This is a genomic window from Rhizobium sp. K33 (genome assembly GCF_056501445.1).
Map to the genome: position 1 here is coordinate 223,712 of NZ_CP096478.1, position 23,831 is coordinate 247,542.

The 23,831-nt window shown below is 63.2% G+C and carries 19 protein-coding genes; 11 read left to right on the forward strand and 8 right to left on the reverse strand.

The window, feature by feature from the left end; translation table 11 throughout:
- Window positions 1-6: 6 nt before the first annotated feature.
- Complete coding sequence (locus M1E12_RS01055; protein WP_113459812.1) at window positions 7-1,365, reverse strand: glutamine synthetase family protein; 1,359 nt, start codon at window positions 1,363-1,365, stop codon at window positions 7-9.
- A gap of 285 nt (window positions 1,366-1,650) precedes the next feature.
- Entirely contained in the window at window positions 1,651-2,904 is a 1,254-nt protein-coding gene (locus M1E12_RS01060) for an NAD(P)/FAD-dependent oxidoreductase (protein ID WP_479563420.1), read from the reverse strand.
- A gap of 165 nt (window positions 2,905-3,069) precedes the next feature.
- On the opposite strand from M1E12_RS01060, the gene M1E12_RS01065 reads away from it, so the two are divergent.
- Entirely contained in the window at window positions 3,070-3,438 is a 369-nt protein-coding gene (locus M1E12_RS01065; RefSeq protein ID WP_479563421.1) for a YbaN family protein, read from the forward strand.
- On the opposite strand, the gene M1E12_RS01070 is transcribed toward M1E12_RS01065, so the two are convergent.
- Together M1E12_RS01070 and M1E12_RS01075 are read right to left on the reverse strand one after the other, a co-directional pair.
- Window positions 3,407-6,241: an EAL domain-containing protein gene (locus M1E12_RS01070; protein ID WP_479563422.1), complete on the reverse strand. Its 2,835-nt coding sequence runs from the start codon at window positions 6,239-6,241 to the stop codon at window positions 3,407-3,409. The genes M1E12_RS01065 and M1E12_RS01070 overlap by 32 nt on opposite strands.
- Window positions 6,242-6,280: 39 nt before the next feature.
- Complete coding sequence (locus tag M1E12_RS01075) at window positions 6,281-7,171, reverse strand: FecR domain-containing protein (protein ID WP_479563423.1); 891 nt, start codon at window positions 7,169-7,171, stop codon at window positions 6,281-6,283.
- 287 nt (window positions 7,172-7,458) lie between these two features.
- On the opposite strand from M1E12_RS01075, the gene M1E12_RS01080 reads away from it, so the two are divergent.
- Together M1E12_RS01080 and M1E12_RS01085 are read left to right on the forward strand one after the other, a co-directional pair.
- Window positions 7,459-8,970 carry a dihydrolipoyl dehydrogenase family protein gene (locus M1E12_RS01080; RefSeq protein WP_479563424.1) on the forward strand — a complete coding sequence of 504 codons (1,512 nt, stop codon included), beginning with the start codon at window positions 7,459-7,461 and terminating at the stop codon, window positions 8,968-8,970.
- The gene (locus tag M1E12_RS01085) at window positions 8,967-9,584 is read left to right on the forward strand and encodes a CDP-alcohol phosphatidyltransferase family protein (RefSeq protein ID WP_479563425.1); all 618 of its coding nucleotides are present in this window, start codon (window positions 8,967-8,969) and stop codon (window positions 9,582-9,584) included. The genes M1E12_RS01080 and M1E12_RS01085 overlap by 4 nt, the downstream gene beginning before the upstream one ends.
- A gap of 17 nt (window positions 9,585-9,601) precedes the next feature.
- On the opposite strand, the gene M1E12_RS01090 is transcribed toward M1E12_RS01085, so the two are convergent.
- The gene (locus M1E12_RS01090) at window positions 9,602-10,210 is read right to left on the reverse strand and encodes an RNA polymerase sigma factor (RefSeq protein WP_479563426.1); all 609 of its coding nucleotides are present in this window, start codon (window positions 10,208-10,210) and stop codon (window positions 9,602-9,604) included.
- Window positions 10,211-10,364: 154 nt separating this feature from the next.
- On the opposite strand from M1E12_RS01090, the gene M1E12_RS01095 reads away from it, so the two are divergent.
- From M1E12_RS01095 to M1E12_RS01120, 6 genes are all read left to right on the forward strand, one after another.
- On the forward strand, window positions 10,365-11,117 hold the full coding sequence (locus M1E12_RS01095; RefSeq protein ID WP_479563427.1) for a TVP38/TMEM64 family protein: 753 nt from the start codon (window positions 10,365-10,367) through the stop codon (window positions 11,115-11,117).
- A 35-nt stretch (window positions 11,118-11,152) separates the two neighbouring features.
- Complete coding sequence (locus tag M1E12_RS01100; RefSeq protein ID WP_479563428.1) at window positions 11,153-11,398, forward strand: zf-HC2 domain-containing protein; 246 nt, start codon at window positions 11,153-11,155, stop codon at window positions 11,396-11,398.
- An 88-nt stretch (window positions 11,399-11,486) separates the two neighbouring features.
- Window positions 11,487-12,716 carry an ABC transporter substrate-binding protein gene (locus tag M1E12_RS01105; RefSeq protein ID WP_479563429.1) on the forward strand — a complete coding sequence of 410 codons (1,230 nt, stop codon included), beginning with the start codon at window positions 11,487-11,489 and terminating at the stop codon, window positions 12,714-12,716.
- A gap of 42 nt (window positions 12,717-12,758) precedes the next feature.
- Window positions 12,759-14,444 (forward strand): ABC transporter permease, encoded by a 1,686-nt coding sequence (locus M1E12_RS01110; protein WP_479563430.1) that lies wholly within the window; start codon window positions 12,759-12,761, stop codon window positions 14,442-14,444.
- A gap of 2 nt (window positions 14,445-14,446) precedes the next feature.
- Window positions 14,447-15,118: an ATP-binding cassette domain-containing protein gene (locus tag M1E12_RS01115; RefSeq protein WP_479564790.1), complete on the forward strand. Its 672-nt coding sequence runs from the start codon at window positions 14,447-14,449 to the stop codon at window positions 15,116-15,118.
- The gene (locus M1E12_RS01120) at window positions 15,111-16,214 is read left to right on the forward strand and encodes an FAD-dependent oxidoreductase (protein ID WP_479563431.1); all 1,104 of its coding nucleotides are present in this window, start codon (window positions 15,111-15,113) and stop codon (window positions 16,212-16,214) included. Before M1E12_RS01115 ends, M1E12_RS01120 begins: the two co-directional genes overlap by 8 nt.
- 52 nt (window positions 16,215-16,266) lie before the next feature.
- On the opposite strand, the gene M1E12_RS01125 is transcribed toward M1E12_RS01120, so the two are convergent.
- From M1E12_RS01125 to M1E12_RS01135, 3 genes are all read right to left on the reverse strand, one after another.
- Complete coding sequence (locus tag M1E12_RS01125) at window positions 16,267-16,998, reverse strand: COG3904 family protein (RefSeq protein ID WP_479563432.1); 732 nt, start codon at window positions 16,996-16,998, stop codon at window positions 16,267-16,269.
- Window positions 16,999-17,060: 62 nt separating this feature from the next.
- Window positions 17,061-18,368, reverse strand: coding sequence for a hypothetical protein (locus M1E12_RS01130; RefSeq protein WP_479563433.1), 1,308 nt, complete (start codon window positions 18,366-18,368; stop codon window positions 17,061-17,063).
- A 147-nt stretch (window positions 18,369-18,515) separates the two neighbouring features.
- Window positions 18,516-20,060 (reverse strand): HWE histidine kinase domain-containing protein, encoded by a 1,545-nt coding sequence (locus M1E12_RS01135; protein WP_479563434.1) that lies wholly within the window; start codon window positions 20,058-20,060, stop codon window positions 18,516-18,518.
- A 299-nt stretch (window positions 20,061-20,359) separates the two neighbouring features.
- On the opposite strand from M1E12_RS01135, the gene M1E12_RS01140 reads away from it, so the two are divergent.
- Window positions 20,360-23,134 (forward strand): M16 family metallopeptidase, encoded by a 2,775-nt coding sequence (locus tag M1E12_RS01140; protein ID WP_479563435.1) that lies wholly within the window; start codon window positions 20,360-20,362, stop codon window positions 23,132-23,134.
- An 88-nt stretch (window positions 23,135-23,222) separates the two neighbouring features.
- The gene (locus M1E12_RS01145) at window positions 23,223-23,744 is read left to right on the forward strand and encodes an RNA polymerase sigma factor (RefSeq protein WP_479563436.1); all 522 of its coding nucleotides are present in this window, start codon (window positions 23,223-23,225) and stop codon (window positions 23,742-23,744) included.
- The last annotated feature ends 87 nt before the right edge of the window (window positions 23,745-23,831 follow it).

A 23,831-nucleotide genomic window follows, 5' to 3' on the forward strand; every position in this document is an offset into this window, starting at 1 on the left:
TTCACCTCACACGGTCCGGATATAGGCGTCGTATTCGACGTCGGTCACACGCAGCGAGAACTCCGAGAGTTCCTGCTGCTTGCAGGCGGTATAAAGGCTTCGATATTTCGGCCCGAGCGCCGCATAGGCGAAGCTCGACTTGGCAAAGCGCTGCAGCGCGTAGTCCCAATTGGTCGGCAGCGGCTCGTGATTGACGGCATGGTCGTCGCCGGAAATTGCGCCACCGGGCGAAAGCTTCTCCTTCATGCCAGCCAGTGCCGCCGACAGGATCATGGCGAGAACCAGATAGGGATTGGTGTCGGAGCCGGCGACGCGATGCTCGATGCGGGTTGCGGGCTTCGAGGCCGTGATGACGCGCACGGCCGCGGAGCGATTGTCGAAACCCCAGGAGGCATAGGTCGGCGCATGTTCGGATGGGCGCAGGCGGCGATAGGAGTTCTGATGCGGCGCAAAGATCGCCATGCTCTCGCCCATGTTCTCCAGAAGCCCGCCAACGGAGTGGAAGAGGGCTTCCGACGGGCCATCGGCGCCGACATAGATATTCTCACCCTTCTCGTCGAGAACGGAGAAATGCACATGCATGCCGCTGCCGGCCTGCGTGCCATAGGGCTTGGCCATGAAGGTGGCGTCGAGGTCGCTGGCGCGGGCCACGCCCTTGACGATCCGCTTCAAGAGGACCGCATAATCCGCGGCCGCCAGCGCATCCGGCACATGGTTCAGGTTGATCTCGTACTGGCCGGGGCCGTTTTCGCGCAGCGTCGTATCGGCCGGCACGTTCTGGGCACGCGCCGCCGTTGAAATGCCGTGAAACACCTCTTCGAAGTCCTGCAGTTCGGAAATCGAGAGAACCTGTGTCTGGCCGGTATGCCAGCGACCGTCACGCGTATTCGGCGGACGCACCGGGTCGAGTGCGGAACGCACCGGGTCGATCAGGTAGAATTCGAGTTCGGTCGCAACGACCGGCGTCAGCTTGGCCGCCTTGAAGCGATCAAGCACATGGCTCAGCACCTGGCGCGGATCGGCATAGAAGCTCTCGCCTTCCTGGGTGTGCATCTGCAGGAGCACCTGCGCCGTCGGGCGCGACAGCCAGGTGACCCGCGAAAGCGTGCCCGGAACGGGAAAGCAGATGCCGTCAGGGTCGCCGGTCCCCTCGGCAAGACCCGCGGCGTTGACGTCCCGGCCCCAGACGTCCAGCGCATAGACCGAGCGCGGCATGGCCATGCCCTTGGTCAGCACGTCGATGGCGCGTTCACGCGGGATCCACTTGCCGCGTGGCACGCCGTTGACGTCAATGACGAATGCTTCGAGGACTTCGATATCGGGATTGGCCGCGAAAAATTCGCGTGCCTCTTCGGCCATGTTCATGGATCACCGTGTGGCTGATTGAATTCGGGTTCGATACGTGCAGGCAGAAAGCGCGCGGACGCCAGGTCCGCTAACGATAGACGCTTTTCGCGTTATGGATCAAACACCGGCGCATGCCACTGTCCGTCTCTTCCTGATCCCCTGGCCGCCGGCGTTCTTGCGACGCTTCTTCTTGCCGGCCTGTTTCCACCGGGAAACAATTTGATCAAATTATTCGATCTGAGTACCACCTCGGGGCCAAAAAGGCTAGCCCCTTGAGACGGGGGCCAGAGAAGCTGGATGATTTTACGGACGGAAACGCTCCGGGCTCCAGGCGCGGGCGTCGATGAACGTCTTCTCGCCATCCATCATTTCCGCGATAAGGCGGCCGGTGACGGGCCCAAGGGTCAGGCCATGATGCGCATGGCCGAAGGCGAACCACATGCCGTCGTGACGCGGCGCCTTGCCGATGATCGGCATCATGTCCGGCGTGCAGGGACGGGCGCCCATCCAGGGCTCGGCATCCAGCCGCTCGGCGAGCGGGAAGATCTCGCGTGCCACCTTTTCGGCGCGCGCCAGCTGCACCGGCGACTTCGGTGCATCGCGATTGGCAAATTCCGCCCCCGTCGTCAGGCGAATGCCCTTTTCCATCGGCGCGAGGAAGTAGCCACGCTCGGCATCCATGGTCCAGTTGTTGAGGACGGCATTGCCGGCCGGCGCGTAATGCATGTGATAGCCGCGCTTGACGCCGAGCAGGAAGCGATAGCCGAACTTCCGGGTCACTTCTTCCGACCAGGGGCCAAGTGCCAGCACAACATCGTCGCCTTCGACCATGCCGTCATCGGTCTTCACCCGCCAGCCCTTGCCGGAAGCCCCGGTCTCCAGCGAAAGGGCATCGCCCTTGACGAAACGTCCGCCAAGCGACTGGAAATAGGTAAGATAGGCCTGCGTCAGACCATGCGGATCGGTGACCGACCAGGGATCGTTCCACTTGAGGCCCCCGACGAAGTCACCCCGGATATGCGGCTCTTCCTTGGCCAGCTCATCAGGGTTCAGCGCGCGGTAGCTGACGCCATATTCCCGCGCCAGCCGCTCTGCCTCGGCCAGCTCCGTGTCACGCTTGCCGGTCGTGCGGAAGATCTCCATCCAGCCGTCCTTGCGGATCAGATGATCGGCATGGGCCGCCTGGATCAGGTCCTGATGCTCGCTGACCGAGTTTTCGATGAGCGGCGCATAGGCGCGTGCGATCACCTGATGCCGGCTCTTGTTGGAATGCCACCAGTAGCGCGACAGGAAGGGTACGAGTTTCAGGATGGCGCTTGCATGATAATGCGCGTCGATGCGGTTGTTGAAGCCGTAGCGGATCAGCATCCCGAGCTCCTGCGGGAAGCCATAGGGCACGACGCCCTCGCGCTGGATGAGCCCCGCATTGCCGAAAGAGGTTTCCTCGCCCGCGCCGCGGCGGTCCACAAGCACCACCGAGCGCCCGCGACGGGCGAGATGGATGGCTGTGGAAACGCCGATGATGCCGGCGCCGAGCACGAGGGTAACCTTGGACATGTCAGTTGAATTCCTGAAGGTGGGATTGCCGGGCAAGGATGCATCCCGGTCTATTGCGGCGCAAACGAAAAATCGCCGCATTTGCCGCAATCCTCAAAATCCTTGCCAAGTCCGATTCCTGCGATATCTGCAGGCTATGCGACGGCAGCCAGCAAAGGGAATGCAATGCGCCTGCTCATACTTGGCTTTGCCTGGTTGATGGTCGGCATCGGCATCATCGGCATTTTCCTGCCCGTCTTGCCGACGACACCCTTCATGATCCTGGCCGCGGCCCTCTTTGCCCGCTCTTCCCCGCGCTTCGAACAATGGCTTCTCGATCACCCGCGTTTCGGCCAGCCTCTGATCGACTGGCGCAGGGAAGGGGCGATCTCGCAGAAGGCCAAGATCGCCTCCGTCTCGCTGATGACGCTGAGCTATGGGATCGTGATCTTCTTCGGGCCACCACAGCTCTGGCTCAAGCTGGTGATCGGACTGATCCTCGTCGCCTGCGCAGCCTTTATCCTCACCCGGCCTGCGCCAGGCCGCCCGCAGTGATCGCTTCGCCGCCGGAAAGCAGCGAATGGGCAGCCGATAGCGCCATGATCTGACGGGCCGGCTGCGGCCGCCCGAAGAAATAGCCCTGTCCTTCTTCGCATCGAAGCGCCGTCAGCATCTCGCATTGCAGGGCATTCTCCACCCCCTCGCAAACCAGCGTGAGGCCGAGACCGTGGGCAAGCGTGGTGATGGATTGCACGATAGTCTGCGCGGCGGGGTCGCTCACCATGTCGCGGATGAAGGCCTGGTCGATCTTCAGCTTGTCGAGCGGCAGGCTGGAAATATAGCTCAGCGACGAGTAGCCGGTGCCGAAATCGTCGAGCGCGATCGTCACGCCAAGATCGCGCAAGGCGTTGAGCTTCTCGAAGAGCTCCTCCGATTTTTCAAGGAACATCGACTCCGTGATCTCGACATGCAGCCGGTGCGGCGCAAGCCCGCTGACGGCCAGAGCCGCCCGAAGATCCGCGAGCAGATCGCCACGCAGGAACTGGACCGGCGAAATATTGACGGCGACGCTGACATGCGCCGGCCAGCTGGTGGCTGCCTTGCAGGCTTCCTTGAACATGAACTGCCCAAGGTCGCAGATAAACCCATTGGTCTCGGCAATGCCGATGAATTCCGCCGGCGAGATCATGCCGAGCGTCGGGTGCTGCCAGCGCAGCAGGGCTTCCGCCCCGACCAGCCGCCCGCTCTTGAGCGCGACCTGCGGCTGATAGAGCAGGAAGAACTGACCCTGTTCGAGCGCCCCGCGCATCTCGGCTTCCAGAAGGCGGGATCGTGCCCGGCGAAGGGCCGAGGAGGGATCATAAGCGCGCCAGCCGCTGCCGCCGACCCGCTTGGCCTCGATCAGCGCCAGTTCGGCCGCTTCGATCCATTGGCCCGGATCGCCGAGATCGAGGCTGCCGCTGCAGGCACCGACCCGCGCATTGAGCTCGATCTTGATACCATCGACTCCGAAGGAGGTGTCGAAGAGGGCAAGCAGGCGCTCGGCGCTCTCTGAAAGACCGGTCTCATCCTCGACGCCGGGTGTGGCAAGACAGAGCGTGTCTCCTGCCAACCGGGCGGAGAGACCATCGATGCCCGCATGTCTGCGCAGGCGTGCCGCGACCGCCGTCAGCACGCCGTCACCCTTTTCGCGGCCGAGCGTTTCGTTGAGATGGGAGAACCGATGCAGGTCGATAACGAAGACCGAGAAACCGGTCCCGACCGTGGCCATTGCATCCGCCAGCCCTCGTCGCGTCAGAAGCCCGGTGAGATCGTCGACGCGTGACATTTCTTCGAGCTTGGTCTCGTAAAGCCGCCGCGCGGTGACATCCCGCAGGCTTATGCAGGTGACATAGGTTCCGACCGAAGACAGGCCCTGTCCGCCGCCGCTTTCGAACGGCGAGATCGTGATCACCGCCTCGAGGTGTCGGCGACCGCTCCGCCCGGGCATGCTGAAGGAAAGAGGCTCGCTATGCGCCTTGTCGGGCTCGGCAACATGCTTTGCTTCAAGAGCCAGCACGGCCTCCATCAGAACCGCCGGTACGAAACCGGAAAGGTTTGTGCCGCGGGCGACCGGTTCGTAAAGTCCCAACAGGTCCGTGGTCGTGTGGCTGGCATCGAGCAGGTTGAACTTCTGGTCGAGCACGATGACCGGGTCGACGCTGTCGTTGATCACCCGTTTCAGCACCCGGCGAATGTCGCGGTTTTCGCGGATGGCCAGTTCCGCAAGCCAGCCTTTGATCCCGATCTTCTCCGCCATCAGCATCAGCAGGCCGAAGGCCAGCACCGCCCAGAGCGTTGCCGTGTGAAAGACGATCGCCTCGTTCTTGTAGAGGAGGAAGGCCGCAGCCTCGCCGATCGCCACCATGGCCGCAGAGGCTGCAAGCGGAACGCCGAAGGAAACGCGACTGAAGGTCAGCATGTAGGTGATGATGAGCGCGGCCAGCAGAAGCACGATCGGCTCGATTTGCAGCGGCACCAGCAACCGGTCCTGGACCAGCGTTTCCGTCGCCAGCACATGCAGCATCGGCCCGCTCAGGATACCGTAGACCGGCACCGCGAACAGATCCTTCAGCTCGGTCGCATAGGCACCCACCACCACCGATTTGCCGGACAAGGCGTCCCCTGCCACGGAGCCGGATAGAATGTCCGACACCGAATAGGTCGGCACGGTTTCCGGGCGGATGGAGAAGTCGATGGCGAGCCTGTGGGTTCGGGCATCGCTATAGCCGGCAAGGACGGCCGGTGCCGACTGGGTCGGCACGCCATCCACCATGTCGGTCACGGGGAAGGACCGCATCAGCCCGTCCTCGTCGAGCGAAACGTCGACCAGCGCCGTCCAGGCATGGTCCGCGAAGAGGGGGATCGGCGCCGTCAGCGTCAACGGATCGTCGGACCGCGCGCCGAACTGCTGGCGAAACATCGGCAGGATCACGCCACCGCCGGCCTCTTCGAGCGCGCGGGCGAGCCGCGCATCGCTCTCAGGACGGGAGGGCGTGCTGAAGTCGATATCGAGGAAGATGTCGCGCGCCCCTGCCGCGACCAGCCTGTCGATCAGTTCGGCATGCACATCGCGTGGCCAGGGCCAGGTCCCGACATCCGCCAGGCTCTTCTTGTCGATGGCGACGAAGACGAAGTCACCGGTGGCAGGCCGAGGCGCCCCCGCGGCCCGGAAAGCCGTCAGCTCATTATCGACATGCTGCACGACGGAAAGCGAGGGCAGCAAAAAGGGAAGCGCCATGATCATTGCGATCATGGCGAGCCTGAGCGATGTCAGGGAAGACAGCGTGCCGCGCGATTTGCGGGGGCCAGCCGTCATTCGCTGACCACTGTCATGAGGTGTGGTGCGACCCGACGATCAGTCATCGCGTCCACCCTTGCCGCCACCCTTGCCGTTGCCGCCGCCTTTGCCGTGACCGCCGCCCTTGCCGCCGTCACTGTCATTGCCGCGGCCGTTCCCCTTCCCACCGGAATTGCCCTTGTCTTTTCCTTCGCCTTTGCCGCCGGCATCGCCCTTCGAGGTGCTCTTGCCCTTGTCCGGCGCTCCGCCGGCTTTGTCGGCCTTGGATTTCTCCGCCATGGATTTCTCGGGGCCTTTCTTGCCTGCCTTCTCGGACTTTGGTGCATCCCCCTTGGCACTGCGGGCGGGAACGGCTGGCTTCGACGGGGTGACACGCGTGACGTCCGGCTTGCCGGAAAGGCCTGCGACCGCCATGCCGGAGGTGTCGACACGGGCACCCTGGCCGGCGCCCAGGTCGCTGCGTTCGCCGCTGCCGAAGCTCGTGACTTGCACGAGGCCGCGGTCGACGGCGACGGCCGCATCCGTCTCAGTGACTTCGACGGTAAATTTCGTGCCTTTGACCACGGCAGCGAGGAAAGGTGTCTGCACGGTGGTATGCGGTTGCTGGCGCTTCTCGATTTCGAGACTGATCTCGCCGACCTGCTGGACCACTTCCGTCTTGCGATTGATGTCGCTGCCCCGCGTGATGACAGCCGCGAGCGTGTTCGGCTGGAAGGCGATGCTTTCCGTGCCGCGCACGAGTTGCAGACGCCCGCGGGGACCGGTCGAAATCCAGGCCTTGTTCGGAACTTCCATGCCCTTGCGCAGCGGAATCCAAGTTTCCTTGTCGGTCGTATAGGCGACCTGGGACGTAGCTCTCGCTGCCACCCAGGTCTCGGTCGTCGCTGAAACGGTGCCTGACATGCAGGCCATGAGTAGACAGAGAATGGTGGACACGATGATGCGCATGATGGGCTCTCCCTTGATGCCCTAATTCAGCACTTCTTTCTTAAGATTCACCTGAATCTGATACCTCGGTTTTAGCAAACGCCTCTTTTTTGGGCGGTCAATCGCCCTTCCTGAAAAGATATGCGTCGGACGCATGGCGCTCCACTGAAGGGGTAGTCGCGTATGCAACCGCCTCCTGCGGACGGCCTACCTCGCCGGTCTCCCTGAGAAAAAACCGACGGCGCTGTAACAAATGCTGGCGTCATGTGTCGTATGGTCAGAAACCGATATCTTGGGCAGAGGCACGCATGGATCGCACGGAGCCGACATCGAACCGACCCGCCTCGGGCTGGACACGACCGAAACGTTTCGATCGCAACCTCATCGTGATCGGCGCAGGCTCGGCGGGCCTCGTCTCCGCCTACATTGCCGCGGCCGCCAAGGCGAAGGTGACGCTGGTCGAGGCCAACAAGATGGGTGGCGATTGCCTCAACTTCGGCTGTGTGCCTTCCAAGGCGCTGATCAAGAGCGCCAAGGTGGCACACCAGATGCGTCATGCGGACCATTATGGGTTGGAGCCGGTCGAACCCAGGGTGCCCTTTTCTGCCGTGATGGAGCGGATCCACAAGGTGATCGCCGAGATCGAGCCGCATGACAGCGTCGAGCGCTATACCGGGCTCGGCGTGGAAGTGCTGCAAGGCTATGCCAAGCTGATCGATCCCTGGACCGTGGAAATCGCGCTGAACGATGGCGGCACGCAGCGCCTGACGACGCGCGCGATCATCATTGCGACAGGCGCGCAGCCTTTCGTTCCGCCCATTCCGGGTCTCGCCGAGATCGGCTTCCTGACCTCGGACAACATGTGGGAGCGGCTCCGCGATCGCCCCGCGGTGCCGCAGAGGCTGGTCGTTCTCGGTGGCGGCCCGATCGGCTGCGAACTGGCGCAGAGCTTCGCCCGGCTTGGCTCCGAGGTGACCCAGATCGAAATGGCGCCGCGCCTCATGATGCGGGAAGACGAAGATGCGGCCCAATTCGTCGAGGCCTCGATAAGAGCGGATGGGGTGAATGTCCTGACCCGCCACAAGGCGATCGCCTGCGGTACCGAGGGGGGCGAAAAATGGATCGAAGTCAAGCATGACGGCAGCAAGCGCCGCATTGGCTTCGACGAAATCATCGTGGCCGTCGGGCGCGCGCCGCGACTGAAGGGCTTCGGGCTCGAGGAACTCGGCATCAAGGTCGACCGGGTCGTCGAGACGAACGAATATCTGCAGACACTCCACCCGCATATCCTGGCGGCGGGCGATGTCGCTGGGCCCTACCAGTTCACCCATGTCGCCGGACATCAGGCCTGGTTTGCCGCCATCAATGCGCTCTTCGGCGATCTCAAGCGCTTCAAGGCCGATTACTCCGTCATTCCCTGGGCGACCTTCACCGATCCGGAAGTGGCTCGCGTCGGCCTGTCCGAGGCCGAGGCAAAAGAGAAGAATGTGCGCTACGAGGTCACGCGCTTCGGCATCGACGATCTCGATCGCGCCATTGCCGATGGATCGGCCCGCGGCTTCGTCAAGGTGCTGACGGTGCCGGGCAACGACAAGATCTTAGGGGCTACGATCGTCGGTGAGCATGCGGGCGATCTGCTCGCCGAATTCGTCTTCGCCATGAAACACGGCCACGGCCTCGGCAAGATCCTCGGCACCATCCATATCTATCCGACGCTCGCCGAAGCCAACAAGATGGTGGCCGGCCAGTGGCGGCGCAATCACATCAACGGCTTCCTCCTCTCGCTGCTCCAACGCTTCCAGACCTGGAGGCGCGGATGATCGACGCCAAGATATTGCCGCTGCAGAAAGCGGCCCTTCAGCCGGTTGCCCAACGTCTGGCACATCGCGGCGTGAAGGCCGATCAGATCAGTCTCGTTGGTTTTTTGGCAGGGTTAGGCGCCTTCATCGCGCTCTGCTTCGGCCAGTGGCTCGCAGCTCTGCTGCTGATCCTCGCCAACCGTGTGTTCGATGGACTGGATGGCGCCGTTGCCCGCATCCAGGGTCCGACCGATCGCGGTGCCTATCTCGATATCGCGCTGGACATGGTCTTCTACGCCTTGATCCCGCTCGGTTTCGCTTTCGCAGCCCCGAACGTGAATGCCCTTCCCGCGGCCGTGCTCATCGTCTCCTTCGTCGGCACGGGATCATCCTTCCTTGCCTTTTCAGCGGTTGCCGCAAAGCTCGGCCGCAAGGCGCCTGAATTCCCCACCAAGGGCATCTACTACGCCGGTGGTTTGGCAGAAGGCTTCGAGACCATCGCCGTCTTCGTTGCCATGTGCCTCCTGCCGGCTAGTTTTCCGGTCATTGCCTATGGCTTTGCCGCCCTTTGCGCGCTGACCACCGTCATCCGCTGGCGCCAGGGCTGGGTCGCGTTCTCGGGGGACGGCCGATGAATGCCACCTGGTCATTCTCAAATGGCGGCGTTCAGCTGGTCGAGCGCGTTGCGCACCGTCAGGCGCGCGCGATGGAGAAGGACACGCATATTGCCCTCGGAAATGTCGAGGAGGGCACAGACCTCCGAGGCTTCGAGCTCCTGCTGACCCCGCAGGATCAGCACCGCGCGTTGCGCGGGCGGCAGCGTTTCGATGACCGCCTCGACATGCTGCAGGACGCTGCGTCCCTCGATGTGCCGCTCGGGTGTCAGGTCTTCCCAAAGCTCGGGCATGCTGCGCCAGTGGCCGCGACCGTCGAACGCTCCGGCGAGACCCTCGCCATCGCCGAAATCGTCAAAGGAGACGGTCCGGCCCTCGCGCCGCGCGCGGCTGCGCGCCTTGTTGATCAGGATGGTATAGATCCAGCCGGCAAGCGATCCGCGCCCCTCGAAGAGATCGATGCGACCGAGAACGGCGACCCAGGTATCCTGCACGACTTCTTCGGCAAGGTCGCGCGAGCGTACGATCCCGGCGCAAAACCGGAGCATCGCCGCGTTGTGCCGGCGATAGACGAGCTCGAAAGCCTCCGCGTCGCCGGAAAGCAGCCGCAGCGCCAGAGCCCGGTCATCACTGTCAATCTCCGCCACGCCGCCCCCTGCCTCAGCTCGCGGGCCATTAGCGAAACAATCGACTTCAAAGTCCAGCCGCATTCGACTCCATCAAGCCATAGTGACCATAGGGGATCAGTCGCCTTGCAGGGCACGATCTTACACCGCACGCATCCTTGCCCGGGAGATCATCATGGATGACCGCAGATCTCCGCACCCTGCTGGTGGAGCCAAGAGCATATGGCGCTATGCGCCCGTCGTTCTCGTGATCGCAGGCCTTGTGCTCGGCTATGCTTTCGGTCTCCAGAACTATCTGAGCCTGACCTTTCTGGCCGAGCAGCGAGAGGCCTTGCGCGCCTATGTGGACGCGAATTTCCTCTGGTCGGCGCTGCTCTTCCTCGTCGTCTATATCCTGGCGGTCGCCTTCTCCTTCCCCGCAGCCTCGGTGCTGACCATCTTCGGCGGTTTCCTCTTCGGCTGGCTGATCGGGGGAGCGCTGGTGGCCGTCGGCGCGACGATCGGCGCGTCGATCCTGTTCCTCGCCACGCGCTCGGCCTTCGGAGGCTTTCTGCGCCACCGGGTCGATGGTGTCGTCAAGAAGATGGCCGATGGCTTCCGGGAGAATGCCTTCGGCTATCTCTTCGTGATCCGTCTCGCGCCAGTCTTTCCCTTCTTCGTCGTCAATATCGCAGCGGCACTCTTCGACATCAGCCTTGGCCGGTTCTTCACCGCCACGCTGTTCGGGATCCTGCCCGGGACCTTCGCCTATGCCTATCTCGGCCAGGGTGTCGACAGCGTTCTCGTCGCCGCGCAAGCGAGCGGCCGGGAGGCGCAGATCTCCGATCTGGTGACACCGGAGATCACGCTCCCTTTCTTTGCGCTGGCCTTCGTCGCCCTGATCCCGACCGTCGTCAAGCAGATCCGCAAGCGGGGAAATGCAGGATGAAAAGCCAAGACATCATTCGGGAGGAGGGCTGAGCTATGTATCGATGCAGTGAAGTCGCCGAGCGCGCCAGCCTGCTGATCGACGGCGAGCTGGGCTTTCTGCCCCGGCTCAACATCCGGCTCCATCTGGCCGTCTGCCGGGGCTGCCGGGCCTTCATCGAGCAGATGCGCATCACCCGCGAATTGACGGCAATGGCAGACACTGCGGACGATATCCCGCCCGGCGAGGAGATAAAGGCCGCTCTGGCTCAGCGGCAGATGCAATTGAAAACAAAAGCATGAGATCCGGCGGATCTCATGCGCGTAGTTGAAACAGGATCCGCAGAGAGCCTTGGCATCCTGCGGTTGACCGAGAGGGAGATGAAGAACCATGCGTTTGATGACTGGAGTTTTTGCGGTCGGCCTTTTGGCTGCCTCAAGCAGCCTGCCAGCGGCGGCAGCCGGACCGGACCTCACCGACTGGAGCGCCATCGAGAAGGCCGGATCCGGGCAGACGGTCTATTTCAACGCCTGGGGCGGGTCTGAAAACATCAATGCCTATCTCGAATGGGTGGGCGCCGAAATGCAGTCGCGCTACGGCGTCACCGTCGTGCAGGTGAAGCTCGAGGATACCGCAAGCGCCGTCGCCAAGGTGATCGCCGAAAAGGCGGCCGGCAAAAACGAAGGTGGCTCGGTCGATCTCATCTGGATCAATGGCGAGAACTTCGTCTCGATGAAGCAGCAGGATCTGCTTCTGACGCCGGGCTGGGCGACCGCGCTGCCGAACTGGCAATACGTCGACGTCGAGAACCAGCCGACCATCCTCACGGATTTCACCGAACCGACGGATGGGCTCGAAAGCCCCTGGGGCGGCGCCAAGATGGTCTTCTTCTACGATAGCGCCCGCACGCAAGCCTCGGCGCTCCCGGACGATGCCATGGAACTGCTCGATTGGGCGAAGAAGAACCCCGGTCGCTTCTCCTATCCCGCGCCTCCGGATTTCATTGGCTCGTCCTTCTTGAAGCAGGTGCTGAGCGAAGTCATCGATGATCCGGCCAAGCTCGCAAAGTCTGTCGAAGAGAATAGTTTCGAACGGGACGTCGAACCGCTCTTCGCCTATCTCGATGAGCTGCATCCGGTTGCCTGGCGTCAGGGCAAGGCTTTCCCGCAGAACTATCCGGACATGAAGCAGAAGCTCGCGGACGGGGAACTCGACATCATCTTCGCCTTCAACCCGGCAGAGGCCTCGGCCGGCATCAAGGCGGGCGAACTGCCGGAGACCGTGCGCTCCTTCACCTTCTCCGGCGGCACCCTCGGCAACACGCATTTTGTCGCCATTCCCTATAATGCCAATGCCAAGGAGGGGGCGCTTCTGACGGCGAACTTCCTGATTTCGCCCGAAGCGCAGCTGCGCAAGCAGGATCCGACCTATTGGGGAGATCCGACCGTTCTCGCCATGGGAAAACTGCCGCAGGAGGATCGGGCAGCCTTCGCCGCCCTCGACCTCGGCGTGGCAACGCTTGCGCCCGATCAGCTCGGACCGGTCATTGCAGAACCCCATGCCAGCTGGATGGAGCGTATCGAGGTCGAATGGCGCCGACGCTACGCCAGCGGCAATTAAGCCGTGGCAGTTGAAGCGGCAGATCGCGTGTTCAGGAACGGGTTGACCGCAGTCCTTCCCAGGGCTGCGGTCGCCGTCACGCTCGGTTTCCTGCTTCTGCCGATCACCTTCGGCTTGCTCGGCACGCTCCTTCCGGCCTTCGGCTATCTGCCAGCTCTTGGAGGTGTTGAGCTGGGCTTCGCCCCCTTCCGGGATCTCTTCGCCACACCAGGCCTGGTCGCCGCCGCGGCCTTGAGCGTAGCAACGGGTCTTGCCGCTTCGCTCATCTCTGTCGGAATAACGCTGGTGTTCATTGCAAGTTATGCCGGCACCCCGACGCTCTCTCGCCTGCAGCATCTGCTGTCGCCGCTGCTTGCCGTTCCCCATGCTGCGGCGGCCTTCGGCTTCGCCTTTCTGATCGCACCGTCCGGCTTCTTGATCCGCCTCGTCGCTCCCGTCTTCGGCATCGATCGGCCGCCGGATATTCTCATCCCCCATGATCCCATGGGGCTGGCGATGATCGCGGGGCTTGTCATCAAGGAGACGCCTTTTCTCTTTCTCGTGACGCTCGCCGCCTTGCCACAGGTGGATCTCGCCGCTGCCCGCAGACTTTCGGCCTCTTTCGGCTATGGCCGGATCGCGGGCTTCGTCTACCTACTCTGGCCGGCGCTCTACCGCCAGATCCGCTTTGCCGTCTATGCGGTGATCGCCTATTCGTCTTCCGTGGTCGATGTCGCCCTGATCCTTGGCCCCAATTTGCCCGGCACGCTGGCGACACGGCTCGTCCAGTGGATGAACGATCCGGATCTCTCCGCCCGCTTTCTCGCCTCAGCCGGCGCCGTGCTGCAGCTCGGCGTTACCCTCGTGGCACTCATTGCCTGGTTCGTCCTGGAGCGACTTGCGTCCGGTGCGCTCAAGACCGCGCGCGACAAAGGCTGGCGGTGGGTGGCGGACAGGCTTGTCCGCCGCGTCTCGATCCTCCTCGTTGGCCTGATCGGCACCATCGTTTTCGCAGGTCTTGCCATTCTCGCCATCTGGTCGCTGGCCGGCCTCTGGCAGTTTCCGGAAATCCTGCCGCAGAGTTTCACCTTGCGAAGCTGGATGAGTGCCTGGCCGCGCATCGGCGATCCCCTGGTCACCACGCTGCTGACGGGCCTCGCCTCGACGCTGCTCGCCATCATACTCACGATCGGTTGCCTGGAGCGGGAGCTTCAAACGGGCCGCAGCGTCAGTGAAAAGGCGCTGTTGATGCTCTATCTGCCGCTGATCGTGCCGCAGATCACCTTTGTCTTCGGCCTGCAACTGCTCTTCATCGGCAGCGGCAGCGAACACAGGCTGCCGGCGCTGGTGCTCGTTCATCTGGTTTTTGTGCTGCCTTACGTGTTCCTCTCGCTGGCGGACCCGTGGCGCTCGCTCGACCGCCGCTATGAGATTATTGCCGCCGCTCTTGGTCGGTCGCGACTGTCCGTGCTCCTATCGATCCGCCTGCCCATGTTGATCCGTCCGATCCTGACGGCCATGGCGGTCGGCTTCGCCGTCTCGGTCGGGCAATATCTGCCGACGGTCCTGATCGGCGAGGGGCGGCTTTCAACCATCACCACGGAGGCGGTCGCACTCGCCTCCGGCAACAACCGCCGTGTCATCGGAGTCTATGCCCTGCTGCAGACCATCCTGCCTTTCCTCGCTTTCGCGCTCGCGGCCTTGATCCCCGCAGCACTGCACTGCAACCGCCGCGAGATGAAGGTCTGATGATGCTGCAAAGACAAAGCTCGACCGGCCTCTCGCTTTCTGGCGTCCTGATCCGCCTGAGAGGTTTGACCCTGATCGACCTGAGTTCCGATGTGGCGCCCGGTTCCGTGCTGACCGTCATGGGGCCGTCCGGCTCGGGCAAATCCACCTTGCTGTCCTATATCGGCGGCTTTCTCGATCCGGCTTTCGACGCGCAAGGCGCCGTCTCCGTCGATGGTCTCGATCTCCTGTCGCTTCCGGCAGAGGCCAGACGGGCCGGCATTCTCTTCCAGGATCCGCTGCTCTTCCCGCATATGTCGGTCGGTGCCAATGTCGCCTTCGCCATCCCGTCCGATGTCGCAGATCGCCGGCAACGTCGACAGATGGCCGCGGAGATCCTGGCCGAGATGGACCTGGCCGGGTTCGCAGAGCGCGATCCGGCAACTCTGTCCGGCGGGCAGAAGGCACGGGTGGCGCTTGCCCGCGTTCTCGTGTCGCGACCGCGCCTCCTGCTGCTCGATGAACCCTTTTCCAAGCTCGACATGGAGTTGCGCGCCCAGATGCGCCTGCTGGTCTTCGAGCGCGCTAGAACGGCCGGCCTCCCGGTCATCCTCGTCACCCATGACGAGGCTGATGCCGAGGCCGCAGGCGGTCCCGTCCATCGTCTCGGCGCCAGGGGAGCGCCCCATGAATGAAGTGGGCGAAGCCGTAGTGCCCATCCTCCTTCTGGGAGGGGGCCACGCACATGTCGAGGTGGTCCGGCGACTGGGAGAACTCGGTCTCGGCGCACAGATCACGCTGGTCTCGCCCTCTCGCCACGCGCCTTATTCCGGCATGCTGCCAGGGCACATTTCCGGCGAATACGGGTTTGACGACTTCCACATCGATCTCGCAGCGCTCTGCGCCCGCTCCGGCGTCACCTTTGTCGAGACATCTGCAACGTCCATCGATCCCGATGCCCGTCGGGTCTCGCTCTCCACCGGCGGAGATCTCGGCTATCACCTGCTGTCGGTCGATATCGGCTCTACCCCCTCGCTGCCGGACGGCATCGCGGCCGGGATTGCGGTCAAGCCGATCTCAAGCTTCACCGACCTTTTGCAAAGGCTCGATACGCAGGCGGCCGAGGGCAGGCTGTCCCGCCTCGCGGTGGTGGGGCAGGGCGTCGCCGGTGTCGAGGTGGCCTTCGCGCTGAAGCGACGCTTCGCCAGCCGCAATATCGCCATTGCGCTTGTTGGCCGCTCGACCGGAGTAGTCCCCGAGCGCAGCCGCTGGGCTCGATATTGCATCGAACGGGAAATGCGGAAGGCAGGGATGGCGCATCATCCCGCTTTCGATGTCGTAGCTTACGAACAGGGCACGCTCGTCGCCCGGGACGGACGTCGGCTGACGGTGGACGAGGTGGTCTGGACGACGTCGAGCGGCGCGCCGGCCTGGCTCAGGGAAACCGGCCTTTCTCTCGACGAGAGCGGCTTTATCCGAGTCGATGAGACGCTGAGATCGCTGTCACACCCTGAGATCTTCGCGGCCGGCGACGTCGCCTCGCTCTCGGATCCACGTCCCAAGGCCGGCGTCTTCGCCGTGCGCCAGGGACCTGTCCTCGCCGAAAACCTGCGCCGCAGCCTCGCCGGCGAAAGCCTGCAACCCTACCGACCGCAGCAGTCCTGGCTGGTGCTGATCTCGCTCGCCGACAACAGGGCGATCGCCGACAAATGGGGCATGGCTGTGCTTGGCCACTGGGTGGCGCGATGGAAGCACCGGATCGATACCCGCTTCATGCAGCGGTATCGATGATGCTCGCAAGGCAGGCTGGCAACGCTCGCAAAACGGCTGACGCGTATTACGATCAGTCTGTCTGCTGTGCCGCCGCCACTGGCGCCGTCACCAGCTTGTATTCCGCCATCTCTTCCGGCGTCAGGTAGTAGAGCCGGTCGGGCGGCGTCTCGAGTGCATTGATCCAGAGACCGTTGCCGATCCCCATCTCGTCCAGATGCCGCGCAATGCGCGCTGTCGTGCTCTGGGCCCCGGACATGGCCTGTTCCGGCGAAGGTCGGTCCTGGCCGGCATTGAAGACCTGGTGCACGCCGAGAATGGCGTCCTTCTCCGCCTCGCGGGCAACGCCGCCGGCAAACACCAGAGGGCAGGAAGAGGCACAGAGCGCTTTCGTCGCCACCTCGGTGTTGAGCCCTTTTTCCCGGATCAGCTTGGACATCGCCAACGCGTCCTCGACCGAGCCACCCGGTGAATTGAGCGAGACCGCCTTCACATATTCGCCGCGGGCGGCAATCTCTTCGGCAAAGCGGTCTGCAGCGCCCAGATCGATTGATCCCTCGGCCTTCAGCACGCCACCCGACAGAAGCTCGAACCGCATCGGCTGGCGCAGCACCTCCTGCGGTGTCCCGGGTTCGACCGGCGGCCCCTGAGGGTCGCCATCCGTCAGCGCCGGCGGCAGGACCGGCGCATCGGTGGTCATCGGGTTGTGGCCGGGCAGGGCTTCATTGGCCAGCTGCAATTCGCGCAGGTCGACAAAGAGGAAGGCACCCGCTGCCGCCAGGAGGCCGAAGAAGGCCCCACGCATCAGCAAGCCATCATCGGCTGTCAGAAACGCATGTTTCAGGCGTGGGAAAAGCGACGATGGCCTCACGCGGGTGGCCCCTTGCGCGGCGCCTTGGCCGACATGTCGAGGCTGGTGATGTTGGAATCCGTCCGCGCCAGCTCCTCCTCGTTTTCGGCAGACCTGACGGCCTCTTCGACATCGATCCCCTGCCGGCCCAGCGCGCGCTGAACCTCAAGCGCCTCCAGAAGCTCGGCGGCCGTTATCCGCTGGGCAAAGGGCATCCGCTCCTCCTGCCGCCGGATCGCCCCGTGGACCACGGCGAGGATGAAGACGAGAACCGCCGGCAACAGGTCGATCGAGATCGCTCCCGCCCAGGCCGGAATGAAGTCGGCGGCATAGCGGAGCACCGCCTCGGCAGAGGACAGGGGCACGAAACGGCGATCGGCAACCGGCTCCCGTGCGAGAATATCGTCGGCTGCCTGTGACAGCACCTGCGACTGGGCGGAGACGGAGGCGCGGATCGTCTCCATCACCTGGTCCTGTCGGTTGACGAGATCGGCACCCCGACCATCGGCAACGGGTGCGATGAAGCCGAGGGAAAGGTCTTCCGCAGCGCGCTTCACCGAGGGGGCGATCGAGGTCTGTTCCAGCGAGGTGATGACGCCGGACAGCGCCACGACCTCGGCCGAGAAGTCATCGCTGCGCGGGGCGATCGCGCCGGGGGCGGAAACTAGCTTGCGCATGGTTTCGAGATGGCTGCGCCCCTGGTCGAAGAGGGTGGTGACCCGTTCCCGCGAGGCGGTGATGCCGGTTTCCAGCTCGTTGAGCTGTGCCGACATCTGCGACAGCAGCTGGACCACGCTGCCCGACCCGGTCGTGCCGGTCAGCGCCCCGTTCTGGCGTTCGTCTTCGGCAAGCCGCGCAAACCGCTCCGACGTCCGCTGGATGTCTGGCAGCAAGCTTTGCGCCGCGAGCGCATTCTGATGCGCCTGGTCGAGGTCGGCGGTATAGTCTTCGACCGTCTCGGCGAGATGCTGTTCGAGTGCTGCCGATCCTGCGAGTGCTGCAGCATTCAGCCAGCTGGACATGGCAATGATCATGGCGCAGCCAAGGGCCATGACGCCGATCATCGCGCCACGGGCGGCGGCACCCGTCACATGCGGATAGAAACGCGCCATGTAGGACCAGAAGGCATAGATCGCCACCGACACGGAGGCCGAGTAGATGATCGCGGCGAAGAAGACGGCCGTCGCCGAGCCGTCGAGCAGACTGCGCACGCCGAGATAGGTATAGACGCCGGAAGCGAGAGCCAGAACGGCGAGCGCAAAGCGCGTCATGGTTTCGACGGCGAGGACGCCGTCTTGCAAGCGATGCGATGCGCCAAGCGCCATGAAGACCTCCGACAGGAATGAATTCTTACCAAGTTCTTAAGAACGGGGCGAAATGAGGGCCGGCGGCGCTTTCAGCCCCCACCTGCCACTGTTGTGATCGGCCGGCCAGGAAACATCCCGCGTCTTTAAGGCGATACCTGCCGGTTCTCAGCTGGCGAAGGCGCCGGACGTGCCTTCGGAGGCGTGCGGCAGGGGGATGCTGAGCCGCATCCGATATTGATCACCATGCTCGACGGTGATCGTGCCCTGCCACTTCCGGTCGACGAGCTGATGGATGAGCTTGGAGCCGAAGCCGGAAGCCTTGTCGGTGGCGGGGGCCTGACCGGAAGACATTGGATCCATCCATTCCGCTTCGAAGCGCGATCCGTTTTCCGCCTCGACCGTCCGCCATTCCAGCGTCACGACGCCGTCGTCGCGGCCGAGGCTGCCGTATTTGATCGAATTCGTGGAGAGTTCGCTGAGGACGAGGCCGAGATCGAAGCTGAGCTCCGGCGGCAGAAGGACATCATTGCCCTTCATCTCGATCTTCTCGGCAAAGGGCGAGAGCGTTTCCTCAGCGAGCGTCTTGAAGCGCGTGTCTGACCAGCCCTGCTGGGCAATGGCATGATTGGCGCGCGCCAGCGACGAGAGCCTGTGATTGAAAGCCTCACGAGCCGTGTCGGGATCGGCGGAATGGCGAAAGGTCTGCGCCGCAATCGAGCTGACGAGTTGAAGCATGTTGCCGGCGCGATGCGCCATCTCGCGGATCAGAAGCGTGCTTTGCGCCTTGGCTCGCTCCCGGCGCACGGCATTGGAGATGATGGCCGCAAGCGAGATCAGGAAGCTCGCATCGCCCTGGTCGAACAGGCGCGGCTCGGTCGAGTGAACGCCGAAGACGCCGTAGGGCCGACCATCCGAGCCGGCGATCGTCACGCTCATGCCGCTGACCACTCCGTGCTCGTGCAGGAGAGTGGGGCCCGAAAACCGCGTCTCTGTCGCGAGATTCTCGACGATCACGATGCCGTTCGACTGCAGGGTATAGCCTGCCTGGGAGGCGCGTTCGATGCCGACCGCGGCCGAGCCGACCAGTCCCGCCTGCCAGCCGATGCCGGCGACCAGAGTCAGGTGCTCGGCGGAATCGGCGAATGCCAGGATCTTGGTCAGCGGGAGGTCGAGCGCCTCTGCGGCAACGGTGACGGCCTTGTCGAGGATGGTCTGGAAGTCCACATCCTGGAAGGCCAGCTGGCCGGTTTCCGCAATCGCCGTCTGCTGCGCCAGGCGCCGCCTGGTTTCCGCAAGCGCCAGATCTTTCTCGCGCTCGAGCCGTTTGCGCTCCGTGATCTCCACGGCCGCGACATTGGCTGCGACAACCTCGCCGTGTTCGTTGGTGACCGGCGACCAGAACTCCATCCAGAAACGCTCCTCGCCTGGGGCGGCAGAGGTCTCACCCGACACTTCGAAGGGACCAACTGGCTCGCCGGTATCAACAATTTGATCCATCAGCTGGCGGGCCGCGGGTACAAACTCTGGGATGACGTCGGAGACACTGCGTCCCATGTGATCGTCCACAGGGTAACCGTTGAATTGAGCCATCGTTTCATTGACGCGCAGAAATTTGAGATCGCGGCTGATCACGCACAGCCCGACGGGCACCGCATCATAGTCCGCATCCGCGCCCTGGTCGGCTGCCGTCTCTGTCAGGTCTGCACTCATGTGATGGTCCCTCCAGAGCCGCGAAGCTCTCACAGCCACTGCGACTTCCATGCCCGACAACCATGTATGGCCGCAGACCCGAAACGCAAGTGCCGAGCGCAACTGCCCGCGTCCTCGACCAGAAAGTGATGTGGACAAGGTCGTTGACGGCATGCGCATGCAGGTAGGGTGATAACGACTTCATGTTCGCTCTGACGATCGGAGCACTTGTGGCCAACAGATATAGTTGATAGTTCCAATCACCTTTTAGCCTTTTCGTGCATTGCCACGACGAGGATCTTCGATTTCTGGAACATCCCATGCGCCTATGCCTCCTCGCCATTTCTGCACTCCTCTGGGCATCCTCGTCATGGGCCGCACAAGAACCGGGCTGGGACCCGCGCATCGACACGGGTGAGCTCAAAAACGGCCTACGCTACTTCCTCTATGACAGTGGCAAGGACGCCGATCCCTTCAACATACGCCTGATCGTCCATGCAGGCTCGGTGGATGAGCCGGTTCCAAGCGGGATTGCGCACATCCTCGAGCACATGGTCTTTCAGACCAATACAGCTCGTGGGCGTTCCATGCATGACGAGATCGAGGCGCTCGGCTGGCGAACGGGCGTGCAGATCAATGCGGTGACACGCGAGTCGGAGACACAGTTCATGCTCCGCACGCGCCCGAACGACAGCCTCGACCTTGCCGGATCGCTGCAGTTCATCGCCGATCTGGTGCTGAAGCCTGCCTTGAAGCAGGACGACTGGGAGAAGGAGCGCTTCGTCATTCTTGAGGAACTGCGGCAGACGGTCAGTGTCGCAGACAGGGTCAGTCGCCTCAAGAAGGCCGCTCTACGGACGGGATCCCGTTACGTGGATCGCCCGACGATTGGCACCCATGCCGGCATATCGCGCACCTCGATCGAGGAAATCCGAAGCTTCTATCAGAGCTTCTATCGCACATCGAACATGACGCTGATCGTCACCGGACGGTTCGACAAGGAGGCGGCACACAAGGCGCTGGAGCAGTCCTTTGCTGCTGCACCGAAGCTTCCTGCTCCGGAGCGGGACTACCGCATCCTGCCTCTGAAACAGGGACTGAGCGTTGATCTTGTGCAGGATGACGAGGGATCGAGCTCGCAAGTCACCTACGCCTTCCGACTTGCCATGCCGGAGCGGCTGACCGGTGCCGGTCAACTGGCCTATCTCCAGCAATACTTTCTGACGCGGCTGATCCGCGACGCAGTGCAAGCGGAAGCGCCTTATCACGCTGACGTCGCAGACAGTCTGAGCTTCGTGGCGCAGGAAACGACCGAGGAGCGGCTGATCCTCGCCTTCAACGCGCGGACGCAGAACCACACCGCCGCCACCTCGGTGCTGTTGCAAACCGTTGAACGGCTGCGGCGCGAAGGACTGTCGCGCGCCGGTTTCGACGAGCTGATGACGCGTGCGCGGAGGATAAACGCCAACAACGAGGGCGCGGCAGAAAACCGGACCTTCGCCGAATGGGAAGACAAAATTGCCTCGGCGGTGTTGACCGGCTCAGTCGTCGATGACCCCGCGACGCGCTCGGCGAGGACCGCAGCGCTTCTTGACCGGATCACGTTCGAAGGCCTCAATGCCCGGCTCCGCGAGATGCTGGATGCCGAGGACCGGGTGCTTTTCCTCCAGGCACCCGGTGGCGTCTCGGTTGCACTGCCGTCAGTCGAGGCGGTCGAAGCGGAACGGCAGCGTTTGGCGGCTCTGAGCAAGCTTCCTCCGCGCCAGCCTTTGGCGACGGAAGCTCCTGTCGTGGCGTCTGCGCCCCTCTGGCCGGCCGATAAGCAGGTAGCCCGGACAGGCCACATCATGGCCGACACGCGAACCCATGATCCCGAGGTGATCGAATGGAAGCTCTCGAACGGCGATAGAGTGGTCTGGCTGGTGCGGGACACGCCGGATGGCAAGGTCTATCTCTCGGGGCAGTCGCGCCCCGGCTACCTCAACAGCCGCTTCGGCAGCCCGGCCTCCCAGGCGGCTGTCCAGCTTTTCACCCAGAGCGGTTTCACCTTCTGGACACAGGCGGAAAACGATCTTTGGGCGAAAGAGCAGAAGCAGCAATGGAGCTTTGCTCTGAAGGAAGGACACCTCGACCAGGGGCTCGCTGCAGATCCAGCCGATCTGCAGGCACGGCTTGAGACCTATGCGGCAATGCTCGCCTTCGGCGGTGTCCGCGCCGAGGCAATCGAAGCATTGCGGGCACAGATTGGCGAGGAGCGTCCGGACGAACTGGTCAAAACGCGTGCGAGACTGCTCTATGGCACAGCCGACACAGCGGAAGACCTTGAGACACTGAGGCAAGTCGCGCCGGACGAGATGAACGGGATTGTCCGAGCCCATTTCGAGCAACCTGTGATGTGGTACGCGGTCGGGCCCGAGCCGGGGCAGGAGATCCGCGACAGTTTCGGCGCAGTGATCGGTGCTGTACCACGCAGACCCTCGATGACGGCCGAGATCGCCCTGCAGCAGCCCGGTCGACACTCTGCCGACGTCGAGGTCTTTTCTGATGACCGCGCCCGCGTTGAGATATCCTTCTATGCAGGCCTCGACTGGACGCCGGAAGCAAGCTTCGTCATCTCGACCCTGACGCCGATGGCACAGCAGAGCCTGAAGAAGGAACTGCGCAACAGGCTGGGCGGCATCTACAGCCTGGAATTCGAGCTGGAAGTGGACCCGGATCAGGATCGTGTTCTTGGCACACTCGCCTTCTACTGCGCTCCGGACCGGACCGAGGAGCTGACGCAGGCCGCCTTTGCTGTCCTCGACGATATGCCAGAAATCGCAAAACAGGCGGATATCGAAAAGATCCGGTCCGACATCGCGTTTGCTGAAGGTGCGCGCTTGACCGACCCGAACACATGGCTCCGAAGGCTGGCGCTCAGCTATCGCCGCTACGGTGATGCCGGATACCTGCGCCGCATGCAGGGACTGGGCGAGCGGATCACTGGGCAAAGGCTTGCGGCCCATGCCAGGCACATTTTCAAGAGTGAAAACGTCGCCGTGCTGGTCAAGCGTCCGCTCGGCACCAGCGCAAAGCAGGAACGCGGCGTCGAATGATCCTGCTGCTGCCGGAACAACCCCGAGATTGTGACTGGCGGTGGGCCCGTCCACCGGCCGTGCATCCCGTTTGCGGCAGGATGCGGGGATGACCGGCGACGCGCAAAGGCTGGATGACGCCTTTCTCGGCATGCGGCAATCGCTCTACCGCGCGATCCTGCGTATCGTGCGCGATGCGGCCGAGGCTGAAGAGCTGACGCATGACGCCTATCTGAGAGCACGACGGGCCTTCGATCACGGCACTCCGGGAAATGTCGAAGCCTTCCTCTGGCAGACCGCACGCAATCTGGCGCTCGACCACCTGCGTCGCCGCAAGGTCCGGTCGCTGCACGAGGAACGGGAATTCGAGGCCGCCGATGTGGTCGTCGTGGCCGATCCGCAGCCCAGCATCGAAGAGCAAGCCATCCAGCGCGACATGGTGAAGGCCTTCAACCGGGCCCTGCTCACCCTGCCACCCCGTGCCCGCTCCGCCTGGTGCCTCAACCGTCTGGAGGGCCTTGCCTATCCCGAGATCGCAAGACGGCTCGGTGTCTCTCCCAACACTGTTTTCAACGACATGAAGATGGCTATGGCCGTGCTCATGGAGATTCGGGAGAAAATGGACCGATGAGCCGGGTGTGGAGGAGCGTGTGGGCAGGTTTTGGGAGGAAAGTCATTTTGAAACGTCATTTCTTCAGTGGCTCTATTTCAGTGGAAG

Excerpts from the sequence above, each read along its gene's own strand:
- M1E12_RS01115 (WP_479564790.1), top strand. The coding sequence starts at position 14,447 with ATGCTGCAAAGACAAAGCTCGACCGGCCTCTCGCTTTCTGGCGTCCTG.
- M1E12_RS01080 (WP_479563424.1), top strand. The coding sequence starts at position 7,459 with ATGGATCGCACGGAGCCGACATCGAACCGACCCGCCTCGGGCTGGACA.
- M1E12_RS01075 (WP_479563423.1), bottom strand. The coding sequence starts at position 7,171 with ATGCGCATCATCGTGTCCACCATTCTCTGTCTACTCATGGCCTGCATG.
- M1E12_RS01135 (WP_479563434.1), bottom strand. The coding sequence starts at position 20,060 with ATGAGTGCAGACCTGACAGAGACGGCAGCCGACCAGGGCGCGGATGCG.
- M1E12_RS01120 (WP_479563431.1), top strand. The coding sequence starts at position 15,111 with ATGAATGAAGTGGGCGAAGCCGTAGTGCCCATCCTCCTTCTGGGAGGG.
- M1E12_RS01100 (WP_479563428.1), top strand. The coding sequence starts at position 11,153 with ATGTATCGATGCAGTGAAGTCGCCGAGCGCGCCAGCCTGCTGATCGAC.
- M1E12_RS01060 (WP_479563420.1), bottom strand. The coding sequence starts at position 2,904 with ATGTCCAAGGTTACCCTCGTGCTCGGCGCCGGCATCATCGGCGTTTCC.
- M1E12_RS01085 (WP_479563425.1), top strand. The coding sequence starts at position 8,967 with ATGATCGACGCCAAGATATTGCCGCTGCAGAAAGCGGCCCTTCAGCCG.
- M1E12_RS01065 (WP_479563421.1), top strand. The coding sequence starts at position 3,070 with ATGCGCCTGCTCATACTTGGCTTTGCCTGGTTGATGGTCGGCATCGGC.
- M1E12_RS01125 (WP_479563432.1), bottom strand. The coding sequence starts at position 16,998 with ATGCGTGGGGCCTTCTTCGGCCTCCTGGCGGCAGCGGGTGCCTTCCTC.
- M1E12_RS01055 (WP_113459812.1), bottom strand. The coding sequence starts at position 1,365 with ATGAACATGGCCGAAGAGGCACGCGAATTTTTCGCGGCCAATCCCGAT.
- M1E12_RS01145 (WP_479563436.1), top strand. The coding sequence starts at position 23,223 with ATGACCGGCGACGCGCAAAGGCTGGATGACGCCTTTCTCGGCATGCGG.
- M1E12_RS01140 (WP_479563435.1), top strand. The coding sequence starts at position 20,360 with ATGCGCCTATGCCTCCTCGCCATTTCTGCACTCCTCTGGGCATCCTCG.
- M1E12_RS01105 (WP_479563429.1), top strand. The coding sequence starts at position 11,487 with ATGCGTTTGATGACTGGAGTTTTTGCGGTCGGCCTTTTGGCTGCCTCA.
- M1E12_RS01130 (WP_479563433.1), bottom strand. The coding sequence starts at position 18,368 with ATGGCGCTTGGCGCATCGCATCGCTTGCAAGACGGCGTCCTCGCCGTC.
- M1E12_RS01070 (WP_479563422.1), bottom strand. The coding sequence starts at position 6,241 with ATGACGGCTGGCCCCCGCAAATCGCGCGGCACGCTGTCTTCCCTGACA.
- M1E12_RS01095 (WP_479563427.1), top strand. The coding sequence starts at position 10,365 with ATGGATGACCGCAGATCTCCGCACCCTGCTGGTGGAGCCAAGAGCATA.